This window comes from Candidatus Marifrigoribacter sp. Uisw_064 (assembly GCF_047730175.1).
Classification (GTDB): domain Bacteria; phylum Bacteroidota; class Bacteroidia; order Flavobacteriales; family Flavobacteriaceae; genus Marifrigoribacter.
Map to the genome: position 1 here is coordinate 2,148,436 of NZ_CP159833.1, position 19,077 is coordinate 2,167,512.

16 protein-coding genes and 1 pseudogene are annotated in these 19,077 nt (G+C 33.8%); 7 read left to right on the forward strand and 10 right to left on the reverse strand.

Annotated features, from left to right (window positions below; all coding sequences use genetic code 11):
• Positions 1 to 64: 64 nt before the first annotated feature.
• From ABXT64_RS09730 to ABXT64_RS09755, 6 genes and pseudogenes are all read left to right on the forward strand, one after another.
• Positions 65 to 817 carry an enoyl-CoA hydratase/isomerase family protein gene (locus ABXT64_RS09730; RefSeq protein ID WP_443632734.1) on the forward strand — a complete coding sequence of 251 codons (753 nt, stop codon included), beginning with the start codon at positions 65 to 67 and terminating at the stop codon, positions 815 to 817.
• A 90-nt stretch (positions 818 to 907) separates the two neighbouring features.
• A complete protein-coding gene (locus ABXT64_RS09735; RefSeq protein WP_443632735.1) occupies positions 908 to 1,507 on the forward strand; it encodes an acyltransferase in 600 nt (199 codons plus the stop codon).
• A 251-nt stretch (positions 1,508 to 1,758) separates the two neighbouring features.
• Positions 1,759 to 2,995, forward strand: a pseudogene (locus ABXT64_RS09740) (dihydrolipoamide acetyltransferase family protein).
• 9 nt (positions 2,996 to 3,004) lie between these two features.
• Positions 3,005 to 4,057, forward strand: coding sequence for a branched-chain amino acid aminotransferase (locus tag ABXT64_RS09745; protein WP_443632736.1), 1,053 nt, complete (start codon positions 3,005 to 3,007; stop codon positions 4,055 to 4,057).
• Positions 4,058 to 4,063: 6 nt separating this feature from the next.
• Positions 4,064 to 6,124, forward strand: coding sequence for an alpha-ketoacid dehydrogenase subunit alpha/beta (locus tag ABXT64_RS09750; protein WP_443632737.1), 2,061 nt, complete (start codon positions 4,064 to 4,066; stop codon positions 6,122 to 6,124).
• 10 nt (positions 6,125 to 6,134) lie between these two features.
• Positions 6,135 to 7,751 (forward strand): T9SS type A sorting domain-containing protein, encoded by a 1,617-nt coding sequence (locus ABXT64_RS09755; RefSeq protein WP_443632738.1) that lies wholly within the window; start codon positions 6,135 to 6,137, stop codon positions 7,749 to 7,751.
• A gap of 202 nt (positions 7,752 to 7,953) precedes the next feature.
• Here ABXT64_RS09755 and ABXT64_RS09760 read toward each other — a convergent pair whose 3' ends face one another.
• The 5 genes from ABXT64_RS09760 to ABXT64_RS09780 all read right to left on the reverse strand — a co-directional run bounded on the left by ABXT64_RS09760 (position 7,954) and on the right by ABXT64_RS09780 (position 12,058).
• Positions 7,954 to 8,202, reverse strand: a complete 249-nt coding sequence (locus tag ABXT64_RS09760) for a hypothetical protein (protein ID WP_443632739.1) — start codon at positions 8,200 to 8,202, stop codon at positions 7,954 to 7,956.
• A 206-nt stretch (positions 8,203 to 8,408) separates the two neighbouring features.
• Positions 8,409 to 8,534 carry a hypothetical protein gene (locus ABXT64_RS09765; RefSeq protein WP_443632740.1) on the reverse strand — a complete coding sequence of 42 codons (126 nt, stop codon included), beginning with the start codon at positions 8,532 to 8,534 and terminating at the stop codon, positions 8,409 to 8,411.
• 79 nt (positions 8,535 to 8,613) lie between these two features.
• A complete protein-coding gene (locus tag ABXT64_RS09770; protein ID WP_443632741.1) occupies positions 8,614 to 9,570 on the reverse strand; it encodes an NAD(P)-dependent alcohol dehydrogenase in 957 nt (318 codons plus the stop codon).
• A gap of 175 nt (positions 9,571 to 9,745) precedes the next feature.
• Positions 9,746 to 11,038 carry a threonine synthase gene (gene thrC, locus ABXT64_RS09775; protein WP_443632742.1) on the reverse strand — a complete coding sequence of 431 codons (1,293 nt, stop codon included), beginning with the start codon at positions 11,036 to 11,038 and terminating at the stop codon, positions 9,746 to 9,748.
• 99 nt (positions 11,039 to 11,137) lie between these two features.
• A complete protein-coding gene (locus ABXT64_RS09780) occupies positions 11,138 to 12,058 on the reverse strand; it encodes a homoserine kinase (protein WP_443632743.1) in 921 nt (306 codons plus the stop codon).
• 137 nt (positions 12,059 to 12,195) lie between these two features.
• Between ABXT64_RS09780 and ABXT64_RS09785 the strand changes: the two genes are divergently transcribed.
• The gene (locus ABXT64_RS09785) at positions 12,196 to 12,654 is read left to right on the forward strand and encodes an Lrp/AsnC family transcriptional regulator (RefSeq protein WP_443632744.1); all 459 of its coding nucleotides are present in this window, start codon (positions 12,196 to 12,198) and stop codon (positions 12,652 to 12,654) included.
• A 39-nt stretch (positions 12,655 to 12,693) separates the two neighbouring features.
• On the opposite strand, the gene ABXT64_RS09790 is transcribed toward ABXT64_RS09785, so the two are convergent.
• The 5 genes from ABXT64_RS09790 to ABXT64_RS09810 form a co-directional block, all read right to left on the reverse strand.
• Positions 12,694 to 13,812, reverse strand: coding sequence for a hypothetical protein (locus tag ABXT64_RS09790; RefSeq protein WP_443632745.1), 1,119 nt, complete (start codon positions 13,810 to 13,812; stop codon positions 12,694 to 12,696).
• Between the two features lie 29 nt (positions 13,813 to 13,841).
• Entirely contained in the window at positions 13,842 to 14,381 is a 540-nt protein-coding gene (locus tag ABXT64_RS09795) for a DUF4136 domain-containing protein (protein WP_443632746.1), read from the reverse strand.
• Between the two features lie 4 nt (positions 14,382 to 14,385).
• The gene (locus tag ABXT64_RS09800; RefSeq protein ID WP_443632747.1) at positions 14,386 to 16,371 is read right to left on the reverse strand and encodes a urocanate hydratase; all 1,986 of its coding nucleotides are present in this window, start codon (positions 16,369 to 16,371) and stop codon (positions 14,386 to 14,388) included.
• A gap of 31 nt (positions 16,372 to 16,402) precedes the next feature.
• On the reverse strand, positions 16,403 to 16,579 hold the full coding sequence (locus ABXT64_RS09805; RefSeq protein ID WP_443632748.1) for a DUF5522 domain-containing protein: 177 nt from the start codon (positions 16,577 to 16,579) through the stop codon (positions 16,403 to 16,405).
• A 250-nt stretch (positions 16,580 to 16,829) separates the two neighbouring features.
• Entirely contained in the window at positions 16,830 to 19,058 is a 2,229-nt protein-coding gene (locus ABXT64_RS09810) for a hypothetical protein (RefSeq protein WP_443632749.1), read from the reverse strand.
• Positions 19,059 to 19,077 lie beyond the last annotated feature (19 nt).

The following is a 19,077-nucleotide window of genomic DNA, read 5'->3' on the forward strand; positions in this document are numbered from 1 at the left end:
ATTCTAGCTATAATCGAAAATAATTAAAAATAGATTCCCTTTTTCAAGGGAACTCATAAATGTAATGACCCAACCTTACGTAAAACAAGATGTAAATAAAGGAATTTTAACAATAGAATTCTTTCATCCAGCACACAACAGTCTGCCTGGAGATATACTAGCTCAATTAGCAAATGCTATTCAAGAAGCTGGTGAAAATAATGATGTAAAAGTGATCATCTTAAAAAGTGGAGGAGCAAGAACATTTTGTGCTGGAGCTAGTTTTAAAGAATTAATCAATATCAAAGATTCAGAATCAGGTCGAATATTTTTCAGCGGATTCGCCAATGTGATAAATGCAATGAGAAAATGTCCAAAATTTATAATTGGACGTATTCAAGGTAAAACTGTTGGAGGCGGAGTAGGAGTTGCATCAGCAACCGATTATTGTATGGCTTCTAAATTTGCTGCTATTAAATTAAGTGAATTAAATGTAGGCATTGGACCTTTTGTAGTGGGACCTGCTGTTGAACGTAAATTAGGTTTAACAGGAATGTCTCAAATTGCTATCGATGCCAATAGTTTTTATGATGCTGAATGGGCACGTCAAAAAGGATTATATGCGCAGGTATATGATTCTACGGAAGAATTGGATGAAGCGGTTCAAGCTTTTGCTGAAAACTTATGCAATTACAACCCAGAAGCCATGAGAGAAATGAAGAAGGTGATGTGGACAGGAACGGAAGATTGGGATACATTATTAGCCGAAAGAGCTGTAATAAGTGGGCGATTGGTTTTAAGTGATTTTACTAAAGAAAAATTAAAGGGGTTTAAATAAAATGTCATTCCGAACGAAGTGAAGTAATCTCTCAAAAGATTGCCACGTCGCTTTACCTCTCGCAATGACAATCAACAATAAGCAATTAATATGATCTATAGTTTCAAAGGACATATCCCTGTTATTCACGAAAGTAGTTTCGTTCATCCCTTAGCGGCTGTAACTGGAAATGTAATAATTGGAAAAAATTGTTATATCGGCCCTAGTGCTGCTATCCGCGGTGATTGGGGAGAAATTATATTAGAAGATGGAGTGAACGTTCAGGAAAATTGTACCGTACATATGTTTCCTGGAAAAACTATTGTGTTAAAAGAAGGAGCGCATATAGGTCATGGTGCTATTATTCATGGAGCCAATTTAGGGCGTAATTGTTTAATTGGAATGAATAGCGTGATTATGGATGGTGCTGAAATAGGAGATGAATGTATTGTTGGAGCTTTATCATTTGTAAAAGCTGAAGCAGTGTTTCCGAAGAGAAAATTAATTATTGGAAACCCCGCCAATGCAATTAAAGATGTTTCAGATGAAATGATCGCATGGAAAACGGCTGGAACAAAATTATACCAGCAATTACCAAAAGAATGCCACGAAAGTTTAAAAGAGGTTGCACCTTTACGAGAAATTCCAAAGGAGAGACCCAAACAAGAAGATTTTTATAAAACGCTTGCTGAGTTGAAAAGAAAGAATTAAATAAAAACTGTCATTCAGAGCGATAGCGAAGAGTCTCTAAAAAGATTGCCACTTCGCAAAGCTCATCGCAATGACAAGAGAGTAACGGTTAAAGAAATTGAAAAGAGATTTGAAAATTAAATTGATTGAAGAAATGAATTCTAGTTGGATGGATTTAAGTATGAATTGGAATTTTGATTTTAATAAAATCCGAAATGAAAGATAAACAGATTCCTGCCGACGCAGGAAGTTACGAATTTAAAATGCCTAGAATGGGCGAAAGTATTACTGAGGCAACCATTATTACATGGTTTAAAAGTGTTGGTGATACCATAGAAGAAGATGAAACCTTATTAGAAGTTGCTACTGATAAAGTAGATTCTGAAGTGGTTTCAAATACTGCTGGAGTCATTGAACAATTATTGTTCGAACCCAATGATGTTATTCAAATCGGTAAAGTAATCGCTATTATTAGAGTCGATGGGAATGCTAAATCTTCTAGTGGAGATAAGTTAGAGAAGAAAGTAGAACAACCAAAAAGAGTTCAGAAATCTCAAAAATCAAAAAAATCAGTAGCCAATCAAAATTCAGATTTATTTTTCTCACCACTAATAATTAACATAGCTAAAGAACATCATATTAGTTTTGAGGAATTATCAAGAATACCAGTTTCAGGTAAAAAAGGACGATTACGTAAAAGTGATCTCATGAGCTACATTGAAGAAGGACGTCCTCATAAATTTGTTGCAGAAAAAAGAACCCTCTGGTTTTAGTATTCCTAATCTACAATTTGATAAAGGCAAAGGTAAAATAGTTGAAATGGATCGCATGCGTCAAATGATAGCGGATCATATGGTTTTTAGTAAACATACTTCCCCACATGTTACTGCCTATGTTGAAGCAGATCTAACTGAAATGGTAGAATGGCGTAATAAGGTGAAAGTTGATTTTCAGAAGAAATACAATGAAAGACTTACGTTTACTCCTTTGTTTATTGAAGCAGTTTCAAAAGCAATTGTTGACTTTCCTATGATAAATTCATCTTTAGATGGAAAGAATATTATTGTTAAACCAGACATAAATATTGGGATGGCAGCTGCATTGCCTTCAGGAAATTTAATCGTTCCGGTGGTAAAAAATGCAAATACTAAGAATTTACAAGAATTAGCTGCGGATATTAATTCACTTTCAACTAAAGCAAGAGAAAATAAATTAAAAGTAGATGATACCAAAGGAAGTTCTTTTACAATCTCAAATGTTGGAACTTTTGGTTCTGTTATGGGAACCCCAATAATTAATCAACCTGAAGCAGCAATTCTTGCAACAGGTATTATTAAAAAAAGAGCTGAGGTTATTGAAAAAGAATCTGGGGATGTGATTGAAATTAGACAAATGATGTACTTATCTTTATCCTTTGATCATCGAATTGTAGATGGATTTTTAGCAGGCTCATTCTTAAGAAGAATAGCCGATAATATGGAAAAATTTGATTTAAATAGAAAAATATAAATAAGCAAGATGGAAAATATAAAAGTAACATTAACAGAGAGTTCTAAATTAAGTGAATTAGACTTCGATAATATTCCTTTAGGGAAAGCATTCACGGACCACATGTTTATTTGTGATTATAGCGAAGGTGAATGGCGCAATCCTAGAATTGAGCCTATACACTCTATCCCTACACACCCTGCAACGATGGCTTTGCACTATGGGCAAGCTATTTTTGAAGGGATGAAAGCAACTTTGAATGCTGATGGTACTCCTTTATTATTTCGTCCTATGAAAAACGCTGCAAGATTAAATTTTAGCGCAAATAGAATGGGAATGCCTGAATTACCTGAAGAAATTTTTACAGAAGGCTTAAAAATGTTAGTGAATTTAGAAAAAAGTTGGATTCCTCCAAAAGAAGGATCAGCGATGTACTTACGTCCTTTTATGTATGCTGATGAGCACTTTATTGGTATGAGAGCTGCAACTAGTTACAAATTTTTAATTATTTGTTCTCCTGCAGGGCCTTATTTTAGTGAACGAATTAAATTATTTGCTGAAAAACAATACATTCGTGCAGCAACTGGTGGTACTGGTGAAGCGAAAGCAGCTGGAAATTATGCGGCAGCAATAAAACCTACTGAAAACGCTAAAGCAAAAGGATATAATCAAGTACTTTGGTTAGATGCTGTTGAGCACAAGTATATTCAGGAAGTTGGAACCATGAATATTTTCTTTAAAATAGATGGAAAGATAGTAACTCCATATAGAGATGGAAATATCTTAGATGGAATTACAAGAATGAGTGTTATTGACTTATTAAGAGATAAAGGTTTTGAAGTTACTGAAAGGCCTATTACAATCGATGAAGTTAAAGAAGCTTCTGAAAATGGAACCTTAGAAGAAGCCTTTGGAACAGGTACTGCCATTGGTATTGCTTATATTCAAGAAATAGGAACTGATGAAGGGACGATTCATGTTTCTGACGAAAGTCCGGTTGCAGAAGACGTAAATGATACGCTTAATAGTATTAAAGTAGGTGCAATCGAAGATAAGTTTGGTTGGATGGTTCCTGCAGAATAATAATTAATGAATACTAAAATACATAAAGATATTTATCAGAAAGCATTTGCTAATTTGTGTACAGCAAAAGCAATGACTGAATTATTTGAAGCTAACTTTAAGGAAGTTTCTAAGTATGTACATGCAACTTCTCGTGGTCATGAAGTAATTCAGACTGCTTTAGGAATGCAGTTACTTCCGCAAGATTATGCCTTTCCATATTATAGAGATGACTCTATGTTATTGGCTGTCGGAATGGAACCTTATGAGTTGATGCTTCAAGTATTTGCTAAAAAAGAGGATCCTTTTTCAGGAGGAAGAACCTATTATTCACATCCGAGTTTACGTGATGATGATAAGCCTAAAATTCCACATCAAAGTTCTGCGACAGGAATGCAAACGATTCCTGCTACAGGTGTTGCCTTAGGTTTTTGGTACAAGGAAATTGAACATATTAACGAAGAGAATGAAAAAGCTCCTTTTGTAGTTTGTTCTTTAGGTGATGCTTCAGTAACTGAAGGAGAAATTGCTGAAGCCTTTCAGATGGCTGCATTAAAGCAGTTGCCAATACTTTATTTAGTGCAAGATAATGGCTGGGATATCAGTGCTAATGCTGCTGAAACTCGTGCGCAAGATGCCTTTGAATACGCTAGAGGATTTAATGGATTGGAAGCTGTCACTATTGATGGAACCGATTTTGATGAATGTTATTCGAAACTAGAAAAAGTGATTGATACCATCCGAAAAGAACGCCGTCCTTTTTTAGTACATGCAAAAGTTCCTTTATTGAATCATCATACTTCTGGGGTTCGAATGGAATGGTATCGTGACGATCTAGAGGAAGCTAGAAGCCGAGATCCTTATCCGAAATTAAAAGCATTACTTCTTCAGAATGGTTTTTCTGAAAAAGATGTTTCAGAAATAGAAAAAAAGGCAACAGAGACCGTTGCCGCAGATTACAAGAAAGCTATAAAAGCTGAAGATCCTCAACCTGAAGATTTATTTACACATGATTTTGCCCCAACACCTATTACTGAAGAAGTAGGAGAACGCTCACCTGAAGGTGCTGAAAAAGTGGTCATGGTCGATTGTGCTTTATATGCTATTGAAGAATTAATGACAAAACATAAAGAATGTTTGTTATATGGTCAAGATGTAGGAGGACGTCTAGGGGGAGTGTTTAGAGAAGCAGCGACCCTAGCGCAAAAGTTTGGTGATAATCGTGTATTTAATACTCCAATTCAAGAAGCTTTTATTGTAGGTTCTACGGTTGGAATGAGTGCTGTAGGTTTAAAGCCCATCGTTGAGGTGCAATTTGCAGATTATATTTGGCCAGGATTAAATCAGTTATTTACGGAAGTAAGTAGGTCCTGTTATTTATCTAATGGGAAATGGCCAGTTTCTATGATATTACGAGTTCCTATTGGAGCGTATGGAAGTGGAGGTCCTTATCATTCTTCTTCTGTAGAAAGTGTGATTACCAATATTCGAGGAATTAAAATTGCCTATCCAAGTAATGGAGCCGATTTAAAAGGCTTAATGAAAGCTGCTTATTATGATCCTAATCCAGTGGTGATTTTAGAACATAAAGGATTGTATTGGAGTAAAGTACCTGGCACAAAAGGTGCAACTTCTGTTGAGCCATCTGAAGATTATGTATTACCTTTCGGAAAAGCATGGGTATTACAAGAAATTTGGAAACAAGAAGAGAAAGAGACCTTATCTATTATAACTTATGGAATGGGAGTTCATTGGGCAATGAATGCTTCTGAAGAACTTAATATGCAAGATCGAATTGAAATAGTAGATTTACGTACCTTACATCCTATTGACTATACAACGGTACTAAATTCAGTTAAGAAATGTGGAAAATGTTTAGTGGTAACAGAGGAACCTTCAGAAAATAGTTTTTCGAGAGCGCTTCAAGGAAGAATTCAAGAAGAGTGTTTTAGAGAGTTAGATGCGCCAGTTATGATCATTGGTAGTGAAAACATGCCAGCAATACCTTTAAATTCAATTTTAGAGAAAACAATGATTCCTAGTACGGAAAAAGTGAAAACAAAAATTCAAGAACTCTTGAATTACTAAATACATTATTATGAAAAGAATAATTACAATATTCATGCTTTTAGTATTTATTAATATGAATGCTCAATGGGTTGCAGATACCAATGTAAATACGCTCGTTGCAGATTCTGAAAGCGGAGATATGAAGGCAATTGGAACCTCAGGTGGTTTAACTTATGTTGTTTTTTGGAAAGTTGTTTCAGCTCCAACTAATTACGAACTAAGACTACAAGTGTTAGATATAGATGGTACTCAACTATTAGGAAATGATGGTCTACTTGTAAGTGATCAAATACCTATGAGTACATTTACATATATCTGGAATATTACCATCGATGAAAATGATAATTTATATATAGGAGCTACAGGATCAGGAGGCGGTGAACCTGCTTATGCTTTTAAATTAGATACAGCAGGTAATCATTTATGGGGAACAAATGGAGTTAATGTAGGAAGTGGTTTTTCGGTTACTTTTTTACCATTATCAAGTGGAGAAACAATTGTTTCTTGGTGGCCTGGAACTGAAGGTCTCATGCAAAAATTTGATACTTCTGGAGCAGCTATTTGGGGTGCTACTCAATCTATAGAAGAAGGAACAAATGATACTGTTCCTGCCAATATATTTGAACTTTCCGATGGAGGTTATGTGATGGTTTTTCATAGTTTAACATTTGGAATTAATTCTATTCTTTATGGTCAGCGTTATAATAGTTTAGGTGAAGCTCAATGGGTAAATCCAACTCAATTGGCGGATTATGGGACTGTTTTTATTAGTAACTATAGTGGTTTACAAGATGGAGACAATGTCTATATGGGTTATATGGCGTCACCTGGATCACGATTCGATTCCTTTTTACAACGTATAAATCCTGATGGAACTTTACCTTGGGGAATTAATGGTTCAGATTTCGATACTAATCAGACCGATTATGAAATGAATACTCAAATTTCTTTTGAGCCAGGGTCTCAAAATATTTGGGCTATTTGTACCTATACCAACACAAGCCAAAGTGAAAAAGGAGAGTATGTTCAAAAATTTGATAAGGATTCTGGAGATAGATTACTTACCGAAAATGCAAAAGAAATTTATCCTATAGGAAGTGAAAAAGTACATGCAGGACCTTTGCATTTAAAAAATAATGCCCCATTATTTTTACTAAAAAGTGGAGTTGATAATGGTGTAAGTCCAACTACATTAGGAGGAATTTTATTAGAGGATAATGGAAATATTGAGATTGATGAAGATATTTTATCTGCAGCCACATTTAATGCTAATAAAAGCAGAATTCACTATACAAAGCCTGTAGATAGTCAGGGTGTTGTTGTGTTTATTGAAAATAAAGGAGGCGGAGCAAAAATTTATGCACACACGATTATTGCTGAAATATTATCAATCGGGGATAATGAAATAGATAGCAACAAGATATCATATACTAATCCAGTTACAAATCTATTGTCAATAATAAGTGAAAATGAACTCAGCTCAATTAGAGTGGTTTCTATTTTAGGACAAGTAATTATGGAGGCTAAAATTTCTGCTAAAACAGAAATTGAAATAGAAACATCTTCATGGAATTCGGGGATGTATTTTGTAACGATTGAAACTTCAGAAGGAGATAAAGGGCAAATTAAGGTGATAAAAAAATAAATTAAATTAGGAGTAATAAAAAAAGCGCCTTATTAAGTCGCTTTTTTTATGAGCTTAAAAATAATAATTCAAGCCAATATTTATAAAGCTACTATTTACTGTAAGAGGGATAACTTCCTCTACTACAAGTCAGTTTAATTCATGGCTAATCAAAAGTTGTAACGGATTTTTATAACGAAAATACGACTAACAGCAGAGCTATTTATTTGTTTTTACTAATATGGTTTGTGCAATATGCCTCAGGTTTTTCGACAGCCTTCAATGCTTTTAGTTCAACGTCATTATAGCTTTTAGATTTGCCCCACTTAAAAAGTTTTTCAAAAATGGGTAGTAATCGACTGTTGCCAATTTCAGTTAGGAAATACTCTTCATGCTCTTTTTCTTTGATTCCCATGTCATATAGGTCTTGATCATGTTCCGATATATACAATTCATGATAGTAGTGCATCATTTCAAAGTATTCGCAAACATTACCGCTTTCCAATCTACCTGCAAAAAAGTAGGACATGAACAACCTAATAATATAGCAACTAAATAAAATAAATTTTCCAATGATGTAGAATTTTATTTCATAATATCTAGAGATAGGAATACCATATTGATTAATTATTTCTAACACTAGCTTCCTGTGATGCCATTCGTCATCTTCTATCTCCTTTATCGCAATTTTTTTTGATTTTTTCTCAAGGAGCCTGCATGTCCAACAGATGTAAAAGCAGCGGCTCTTTCTGCGGAGTATGCTTTTTGAAGTGAGTCAGTAAGTTTTGGATGATCTAATTTCATAAAGTTATATTGCCTGATATGTTCGTTTATGAAACGTAGCGAAGTTATGAATTATATACCTTTTTGCGCTCCCGTTATTCTAAATTTTAATTATCACATTTCCTGTTTTTTCTCCACGGAGTACATATTCGTAAGCCAAAGCGATGTCTTCTAATAAATATTCTTGGTCTATTACGGGGTTAAATCTTTCTTTTTTCAAAAGCTCTATTATATAGGGTATGGTCTTTTCTGTTTTATATGGCGCAGGGAAGATTACTTTTTTATTACTTGAAACCGAAGTTGTTAATGCATACAATAGATTTTGAGAATAAGGCCCTAATTCCGAAGAGATATAAACACCTTTTTCCTTTAATAATGGCTTGCATTTTCCATATGTACTTTTACCAACAGCATCAAATATAAAATCATATTGTTCTTTACTTTTTGTAAAGTCTTCCTTGGTGTAATCATAAACTTTATCAGCGCCTAAAGATTTTATTAATATTAAATTTTTGGTATTACAAGTAGCTGTTATTTGGACATTATATTGCTTAACAAATTGTAAGAGCGCTGATCCAATTCCTCCAGTTGCTCCATTAATTAGAATATTTTGCCCAGATTGAATAGTCACTTTGTGGATAAAAGTATACGCATAATGAGCTCCTTCTAAACTTGCAGCAGCTTGCTTATAATTAATGTTTTCTGGAATAAGAAATAAGTTTTTTTCTGTGGATGTTATATATTCAGCTTGTGATTCTGAACCTGTATCGTTAAAACCAAACACTTTATCATTAATCTTAAATGACTTGACTTCTTTACCTATAGCGACTACTTCTCCTGCAAAATCTGTCCCCAATATAATTTTTCTTGGCTTAAAAAAGCCTAAGACAAACCTCATGATAAAAGGTTTGGCGGTAAGATTTGCACAATCTGTCCTGTTGACCGTAGCAGCATGAACCTTAATTAATATAGCATTGTCTTTTAGCGTTGGTTTTTCAATATCCTCGATTTTTATCTGATTTGATGAACCATATTTCCTGCGTATTGAGGCTTTCATTTTTAGGTGTTTAGTTTGATACAACGGCTTTGTTTAACAAAATAAACGGCTATTGTATTTCATTTTTTTAAGATTCAAAGATAGATGATTATTTGTGCTAAGTTTAATTCTAGTTAACATCTATGACTACTGATTAGACTTTCATTTTTTTGTTTTAGTATAAGTTCAAGCGAGGCTATTCCAACAAATACGCTTTAAAATCCTCGTAAGTAGAAATTGTAGTTGCCACTTTATCTTTCCCCATTACAGATTGAATTTGTTGTGGTAAGGTTTGTTTTGTTTTGATGACATCTTCAACAACATCTAAAAATTTGGTTGGATGCGCTGTTTCTAAAAAGACACAATGCGCATTTGGATTCTGTTCTAAATAGGCTTTACAACCTAAATAGCCAACAGCTCCGTGTGGATCTGCAACATACTTATGATTGCTATAAATTTCTAACAAAGCTGCTTTAGTTTCATCATCAGAAAAACTAAACGAAGACACATTATCTTTTAAGGTTTCAAATTTATTTTTATAGATTTCTTGAATGCGAATAAAGTTACTTGGATCTCCAACATCCATTGCGTTACTTATGGTTTGTACGGATGGTTTCGGATTATACAACTGTGTCTTTAAATACTCAGTCACGACATTGTTTTCGTTATTTGATGCTATAAAATGCTTAATTGGTAAGCCTAATTGTTGTGCCATCATACCTGCGCACAAATTTCCGAAATTTCCACTTGGCACTGAAAAGACAATGTCTTCATAGGTATTGTGCAAATTTTTGTAAGCAAACATAAAGTAAAACAATTGCGGTAACCAACGTGCCACATTTATAGAATTAGCAGAGGTTAATTGCATGTTGCTTCTAAGGTTTTCATCTAAAAATGCGGTTTTAACCATAGCTTGACAATCATCGAAAGTACCGTCAACTTCTAATGCACTAATATTTTGTCCGAGGGTAGTTAATTGCTTTTCTTGAATATCACTCACTTTTCCGTTAGGGTATAGTATTACCACATTCACACCTTTAACTCCTAAGAAACCATTAGCTACAGCAGCACCTGTATCACCAGATGTTGCTACTAGCACAGTAACTTCATTGGTGTTGTTCTGGTTAAAATAACCTAAGCAGCGTGCCATAAATCGAGCGCCAACATCTTTAAACGCCATAGTGGGACCATGAAAGAGTTCTAAAGTTGAAATGTTTTCATTCAACTCCACAATAGGAAAATCAAATGATAGTGTTTCTTCTATAATGGTTTTTAAAATATCCTCTGGAATTTCTGGTGATACAAATTGCTTAATAGCTTCAAAGGCAATTTCAGAATGAGATAAATTATCAATATTCTCGAAAAATACTTTAGGCAAAGGCGTAATATATTCAGGGAAATATAATCCTTTATCTGGTGCTAATCCTTTTATAACTGCATCTTTAAAAGATACGTTAGGTGCTTTTTTATTTAAACTGTAATAATTCATTGTTTTTTTGTTTTGCCATGAAGTCACTACTATTAAGTGTTTTACGAGCCTAATGTAATGCAGTGTGCTGTTTTTTTTTTAATTCGCAATAACATTTACCTATAGAACCTTAACACCTTCTGTATTAATTCTTGAGACGTACATATCAAATTCAATCCCAGTTTTTGAATACACTTTTTTTATTGCATCTCTCACATTATTAGCTGCTTCAATTCCTTCGCATAAAGAAAAAATAGAAGGTCCAGAGCCTGAAATTCCAGCACCTAAAGCTCCTGCGTTTAGTGCTTCATTTTTAACCTCGTTGTAATGTGGAATCAATTTACTTCTATGTGGTTCTATAATTACATCATGTAGCGATTTTTGCATCAATTCGTAATTATTAGTATGCAAGCTATGAATCAAACTTCCAAAATTAGCCCACTGTGTAATCGCATCTTGGAGCTTTACTTCTTTTGGAAGAATAGCCCTAGATTCAGCTGTTTTAATTTCTATTTGGGGGTAAATAATGGTTGCATATAAATTAGGTGGTGACGGAATTTGTAAGATTTCTAAAGGCATTAGGCTTTTAACTAAAGTAAAGCCTCCAAATAGGGACGGCGCTAAATTATCTGCATGTTCACATTTACTTGCTAACGCTTCACCTTTCATAGCAAATTGTGTTAATTCGGTTTTACTAAACGGCTTTCCTAAAAGCTCGTTCATCCCAAAAACACTGCCAACAGCACTGGCTGCACTACTACCAATACCGCTTCCAGGTTTAATTTTTTTGTGAATTTCAATTTCGAATCCATAATCAGGATTAATAGCGTTATACATAGCTAGAGCAGAAACTCCAGCAACATTTAATTCGGTTTCAAAGGGCAAATCGAACCCTTCGATTTTAGTTATTTTAACACCTTTTTTATCGACTTTTTTTATTACCATCTCATCACCGACAGTATCTAAGCAAAAGCCTAACACGTCGAACCCGCAGGCTACATTAGCGACAGTCGCTGGTGAAAATATTTTTATTTCATTCATATTCATTTGGAACTGTAGTAAATATGTGTTTAATTCTGCATATTTGATTATATTTGAACAAATATCATATAAAAGGTATATATGCACAATTATATTTGTCGAAATATTATATAACCCAAAAAAGATTCGAAGATAGTATGAAAAATGAAATAGATTCGAAAGATATTCAGATTTTAAGACTATTGCTGAATAATGCACGGCTATCAAATAAAGAGATTGCTGCACAGATTGGAATTGCACAGTCAAGCACTCACGATAGAATTAAGAAATTAACCCAGAGAGGATATTTTAAAGGGGCATATGTCCAAATCGATCAAAAAAAACTGGATCTTAATATTGAGGTACTATTAGCAATTAAGTTAAACAAGCAACATCGTTCAATAATTGCAGATTTCAGAGAGAAAGCATCTCAATTACCTGGTGTTATTCAATTATTTCATATGGCAGGCAATAATGATTTTATTTTGCACTTAGGAGTAAAAGATTCTGATGAGTTAAGGGGCTTTATTCTCGACAGACTGTCTACTTTAGATTATATACAAAGCACTGAAACTACTATGGTTTTGCACAATGAAAGGGTGAATAATATTCTATAATATTTTTATACGTTGTTATCAAATTGTATTCAGTGTATATTAAAAATAATAATTCAAGCCAATATTTATAAAGCTACTATTTACTGTAAGAGGGATAACTTTCTCTCCTACTGGAAAGCTTAAGTCATTGTCATACTCAGGGATATAATCAAATATAAGGCTAATGTCTTTTCCGTTATTTATAGTATACATAATTCCTGCTTTAGGCATCCATACTGGACTTCCACCGCTAATGTCGAATTCATTTCCAGCTACATTTCCTTTAAAATAATCACCAGAAATACCAATACCAACTCCTATGAATGGTTTTATTTTTCCTTGTTTGTTAAAATAATAATCTGAACTAAAAACCAAACGATATGTGTTTACTGAAAAACTTGTTGGACTAATAGAATTTGAAAAACCTTCTTCACTTCCAAAATTTGCGGAAGCTTCTATATTAAAATATAAATCACCTTGTAAATTCCCTAAAAAACTGGGTGTTGCTGCAACTCCTACTTTAAACCCAAATTGACTCATATTTTTAGTGGAATTATTTTCAAAAAAACTAATAGATCTCAATCCAATTCCAGTACCTACAAAAACCTTGTACTCATCTGTATTAAATGTATTTGCCTTGCTTAGCTCTTTTTCAGTAGGACTGAATTCACCATAACTACAGGCGTTATATTGATTGATTAGAGCTATTAGAACAGTTTCAGAAAGTGAAGGCACATTATAGATACTTTCTCGGATAGTATTACAATCTTCAAATAAAACGCTAAGCACTCCTCTTTCCACAAAACTTCTTTTTTTACTATCAATCATTTTAAAAACACCATCCTCTTTTGAAATTAGATATTTGTTTTTTTCGATTTGATACAAAGAAGCTTTTCCAGAAACTAGTTCATGTGCAAAAAAGTTCATTTCATCAAAACTCTTTTTTTCAAAAGAACGATCATTTGCGGTGAATTTTTGAACTTGACTAAAAGTAAAATTTGATTTTTTATACTGATGTTTTACTTCTATGGTTTGTTGTTCAGATGTAACAGAAACTTTTCCATTAACAACAGAATTATTATTTAAAGTGACGGAACCAGATTTAAAAGTTTGCGCATTTATAGAAAAAAAACTCATGATAAATAAAGCTGATAAAAATGTTTTGTAAGTCATTTTCATATTGAATAGATTAAGAATGATTAAAGAAATTATTTGGTATCAGATCCCGGAGGATATTTTGAAAGAATTTCACTTACGATGAGACGTATTTTTTCTTCTTTCTTTTCAATATTACTTGAAGTAACTAAGTTTGAAGTACCCATTCCTTGCCAAACCAATTCTTTCGTTTTAGCATCAATTAAATCGATAAATAAAGTGCCTTCTGTTCGGCTTGATACATGGGGCGAATTAAATCCTCCATAATACCAAGGATTCCATCCCCAACCAAATCCAAAATGGTTGTTATAAACGTCGACACGTTCTTTTTCTTTGGTGAAAATACTTATTAAAAGATCAGGAGTCTCAGACTTTGACATTCCTTTGGTACTTAATTGACCATCAATAGATCTTAGAATTCTTTTTTTGTCTAAATCTGAAATTTTTGCTTTATCAATACCCGGTTTGTAAAAAGCAAAAGATTGATAAGAATTAAAATTGGCTTCACGATCAAAATCTGTTGCGACTCTTACTGAAGAGCAAGAGGTCAAGATAAAAACGAGCAATAGTGGTAGTAATTTTAATGTTTTCATGGCATTACATTTTATTAATTAAGTTATCATCAACAAAATTTGGAAGTGTAATTTGCAACATTGGGTTCTTTTTCATAGCACTTTTTATTGCGAAAATTGCTTCCTTATTTCGCGCCCAACTTCTTCTAGCAATACCATTATTAACATCCCAGAAAAGCATGGATTCTAGACGTCGTTGTGCGTCTTTACTACCATCAAGAACCATACCGAAACCACCATTAATCACTTCCCCCCAGCCAACACCACCACCGTTGTGGATACTTACCCAAGTGGCTCCTCTAAAACTATCACCTATTACATTTTGTATCGCCATGTCAGCAGTAAAGCGACTTCCGTCGTAAATGTTTGAGGTTTCACGATAGGGTGAATCTGTCCCAGAAACATCATGATGATCTCTCCCTAAAATAACCGTTTTAATTTTTCCTTCTGAAATAGCTTTATTAAAAGCACTTGCAATATTAATTCGGCCTTGAGCATCAGCATACAAAATTCGAGCTTGAGAACCTACCACTAGATTATTCTCTTGCGCTCCTTTAATCCATTGAATATTATCTTGCATTTGCTGCTGAATTTCTTCAGGTGCCGTTTTAATCATTTCTTCTAAAACTTCGCAAGCAATTTTATCGGTTTTAGCTAAATCTTCTGGGTTTCCAGAGGCACAAACCCAACGGAAGGGTCCAAATCCATAATCGAAACACATAGGCCCCATAATATCTTGTACGTAACTTGAGTATTTGAAGTCGATACCATTTTCAGCCATGATATCAGCACCAGCTCTGGATGCTTCTAATAAAAATGCATTTCCATAATCGAAGAAATAAGTTCCTTTTGCAGTATGTTTATTTATAGCATCTGTATGTTTACGTAAACTTTTTTGTATTTCAATTTTGAATTGATCTGGATCATTAGCCATCATTTCGTTGGCGTCTTCTAATGAAATTCCAACAGGGTAATATCCACCAGCCCAAGGATTATGAAGTGAAGTTTGATCACTTCCTAAATCGATGTGTACGCCTTCTTTATCAAAGGTTTCCCATACATCAACAATGTTTCCATCATACGCAATTGAAACAGTTTCTTGATTTGCTTTCGCTTCTTTTACACGCGTAGTTAAAGTATAAATATCTGAATATACTTCATCAACCCAACCTTGTGAATGCCTAGTTTCTGTTGCTTTTTTATTGATTTCAGCACACACAGTAACACAACCAGCAATATTTCCTGCTTTTGGTTGAGCACCGCTCATCCCACCTAATCCTGAAGTAACAAATAAACCTCCTTTTGGACTTTTATTAATTTTTCTGAAACCATTTAACACTGTAATCGTTGTTCCATGAACAATCCCTTGAGGTCCAATATACATATAACTACCAGCAGTCATTTGTCCGTATTGACTTACTCCTAAAGCATTGAATTTTTCCCAATCATTGGGTTGTGAATAATTAGGAATCATCATCCCATTAGTAACCACAACTCGGGGTGCATCTTTATGTGACGGAAATAAGCCAAGTGGATGACCTGAATAGACCACTAAGGTTTGTTCATCTGTCATTTGAGATAAATACATCATCACTACTAAGTATTGCGCCCAATTTTGGAACACAGCACCATTTCCTCCGTAGGTTATTAACTCATGAGGATGTTGTGCAACAGCATAATCTAAATTATTCTGAATCATTAACATGATTGCTTTTGCTTGATTACATTCCCCTGGATATTCATCTATCGGACGCGCATATATTTTATAATCCGGACGGAAACGATACATGTAAATCCGGCCGTATTTGTCTAACTCTTCTTTAAATTCTGGTAGGAGAGTAGCATGGTGTTTTGCATCAAAATAGCGAAGTGCATTCCGAAGGGCTAATTCTTTTTCAGCAGGACTTAAAATATCTTTACGTTTAGGTGCATGATTAATGGATGGATCATACTTTTTTTCTTGAGGTAATATTGCTGGGATTCCTTGTAGTAATTGTTCAGAAAATGTCATGTCTATATCTATTCAGTAAAAATATTAATAATTAGTTTCCTTTTTGAAGGTTTGTTTTTTTATCAAACCCATAAGGACAATGACGACATCCACTCTCACAACAATACCCTCTTTTTAAGTGATATTGTGCTGTGAAACATTTATAGCCTTCAGGAGTTAGGTAATAATCACCTTCTTCTAGCGCTATTTTTTTTTTGAAATAGGTCATGGTACAAAAATAACATTTTCTTATCTTTTTTGCTTGATTGTTTTAGTTAATAGATGGTTCTTAGGTAAAAATTTTAATGGTATTTCCATATGGCCTTTTATATTGATACGAAGTAAGGAGTATAAAAAGGAAAAAGACCTCAATTATTTAAAAAAGAGGTCTTTTTGGAAGTTAGTTAAACTTTTGTGATTCGATATTAATCATTAATTTATTACTGTTTTTTGATCAAGAGGTTGTATGTTTTTTTTGTTTAATTTTTCAATAAACTTGAATATTTACCTATATTTCCTTTTTTAATTCTAACTTCTTTATTATCATCTATTAAGATATAATTTGGTGCGTCAGGAAACCTCAAATCACTATATAATGAGTTTTCATTTGCACCTTTTTCGGTCACATCTTTTCTATTTGCTACAATATGCCATGAAAATAAAGCATTAGAATTTCCAGATTTAAGTTCTTTTACAAAAAACCCTTGTAATGATTTTTGAGAAACATATACACCATTACATTCACCTTCTAATTGAATAAAGACTTTAAGCGGATGTTTATTGTCTACAATAATGTTTTTTGACAACGTTTTGTCTAAATTGATATAAGCGTTTCCGTTACTTAATTTTCCTGTTCCATAATCTTCAAAAAGTACTTCTGGAGCTTCAGTTGCAAACATAATTTTATCTTTCCCGTCTGATCCTTCTACAATAGTTGAAACGGCACCATTTCCAATTATTTTATAATTGATACTTCCATATCTTGCTCCTGTATAAGCGTATGAAGAATTTGAACTTGAACCACCACTATAAAAATATCCCCCATAATACATATTACTTCCTCCCACTTGACTCGCATTTGTATGTCCAGCTAATTGAGCTCTTGGATCTCTTGCATCTGCATCGATAGCACTACCCGTATAGTTGGTTTGAAATCTAGCAGCTTCAATTATTCCTAAAGATGTGATTGGTCCCTCGGTTAATGTGTATAAAGCTAGATCTGTAGCATTTGAATTTACTCCCACATTCATTATTTGACCAGATGAAATAGATGTAGTGCTACCTGATACGACACGCAAGCCCATATTAGAACTTAAGGAGACTTGCTTATCTGTTACCGCCAGAACACCATTAGCACCATCATTTCCTGTTCCCCAGCCAATAACTCCTCCTGTTAGAAATGCGCCATCTGTATATGCAGTTGTTCCAAAAATACCATGTGTATTTGCAGAATATGAATAGGTTCCAAGTCCGGTTCCTGTATTTAATGATACCGTTGTATCACCAGTACCAGTATTTAAAGCGTAAACACCAACTCCTGCTCCAGAGGCATATGCATTGATAGCATATTCATCACTACTTCCAGTAACTGTAAATCGATCTCCAACATCGGGGGTGTTGTTATTTATACTCACACGACCATCGTTTACCACTCTCATTCTTTCAGAATTATTTGTTCTAAAAACCAAGGTTGTATCATCTAATGTTCCTAAAAAATCATTTACTGGATTTGTTCCTGCATTTCCTTGCAGTGACCAATCTTTACCATTGGTGCCATCCATTGCAATCCATTTATTAGTATCCCAGTAATAGTATCCTGGAGAAACAGCCGAATTACCACTACTGGCAGTATTGGTATTATATACCAAAAGTCCGTTAGGAAGACTTCCACCATTTGGATTAACCACCGGTGCTGAAACTAAAGTAGAGGTCAATAAAACTTTTGAAAAGATAACACCATTGGTACTACTTGTTACATCTAAAGCTCCCATAGGAGTATTGGTTCCAATACCAACACTATTATTTTCAGCTTCTACAAAAATCATATTTGCATTATCATTAGACTCAACTCTAAAGTTAACATCTTCACTATCTTCATTTAAAATAGATTCTAAAGCACTAGCTCTAAATCTTTCTAGGCTATTAGTTTTTATAACTACATCTTCAGCATTTGTAGTGCCAATAAAGTTTGTGCTTGAAAGTGTATTTGAGTTTCCTGAGGTTTTCCAATCATTAATAGTAATACTTGAATTAATGAGTATCCATTTAGAATTAGCAACATTATACTGAAATGTAACTGTTGAATATCTCCCGTTTAATACAAAATTTGTTTCGCCGGTACAAAATATTCCTCTAATATCTCCGGAGGTACTATGAACAATTGTCATTGATTGAGTAGTTGTATTTACAAAAGCTACAATTTGTCCATCAGCACCTGTTTCTGGAATAATACTTTCAATTGAAAAAGAGGCCGTTGGTCCTTCTATTCTATAAATTGAAAATGGAGTTATACCTAGATCAATATTTGTATTAACACCATTTGAAAGGTTTATTGGAGCACCTTCTCTTAAAGATAATGCGCCAGCAACTTCCAATTGTGTTTTAGGGTCAACAGTTCCAATACCAACTTGGGCATTTACTATTGCGCTGAAAATTAAAGTAATTGAAACTAATAATAATTTAAATTCTGAGGTGAGGTTTTTTTTCATAATTAATCATTTATAGGAA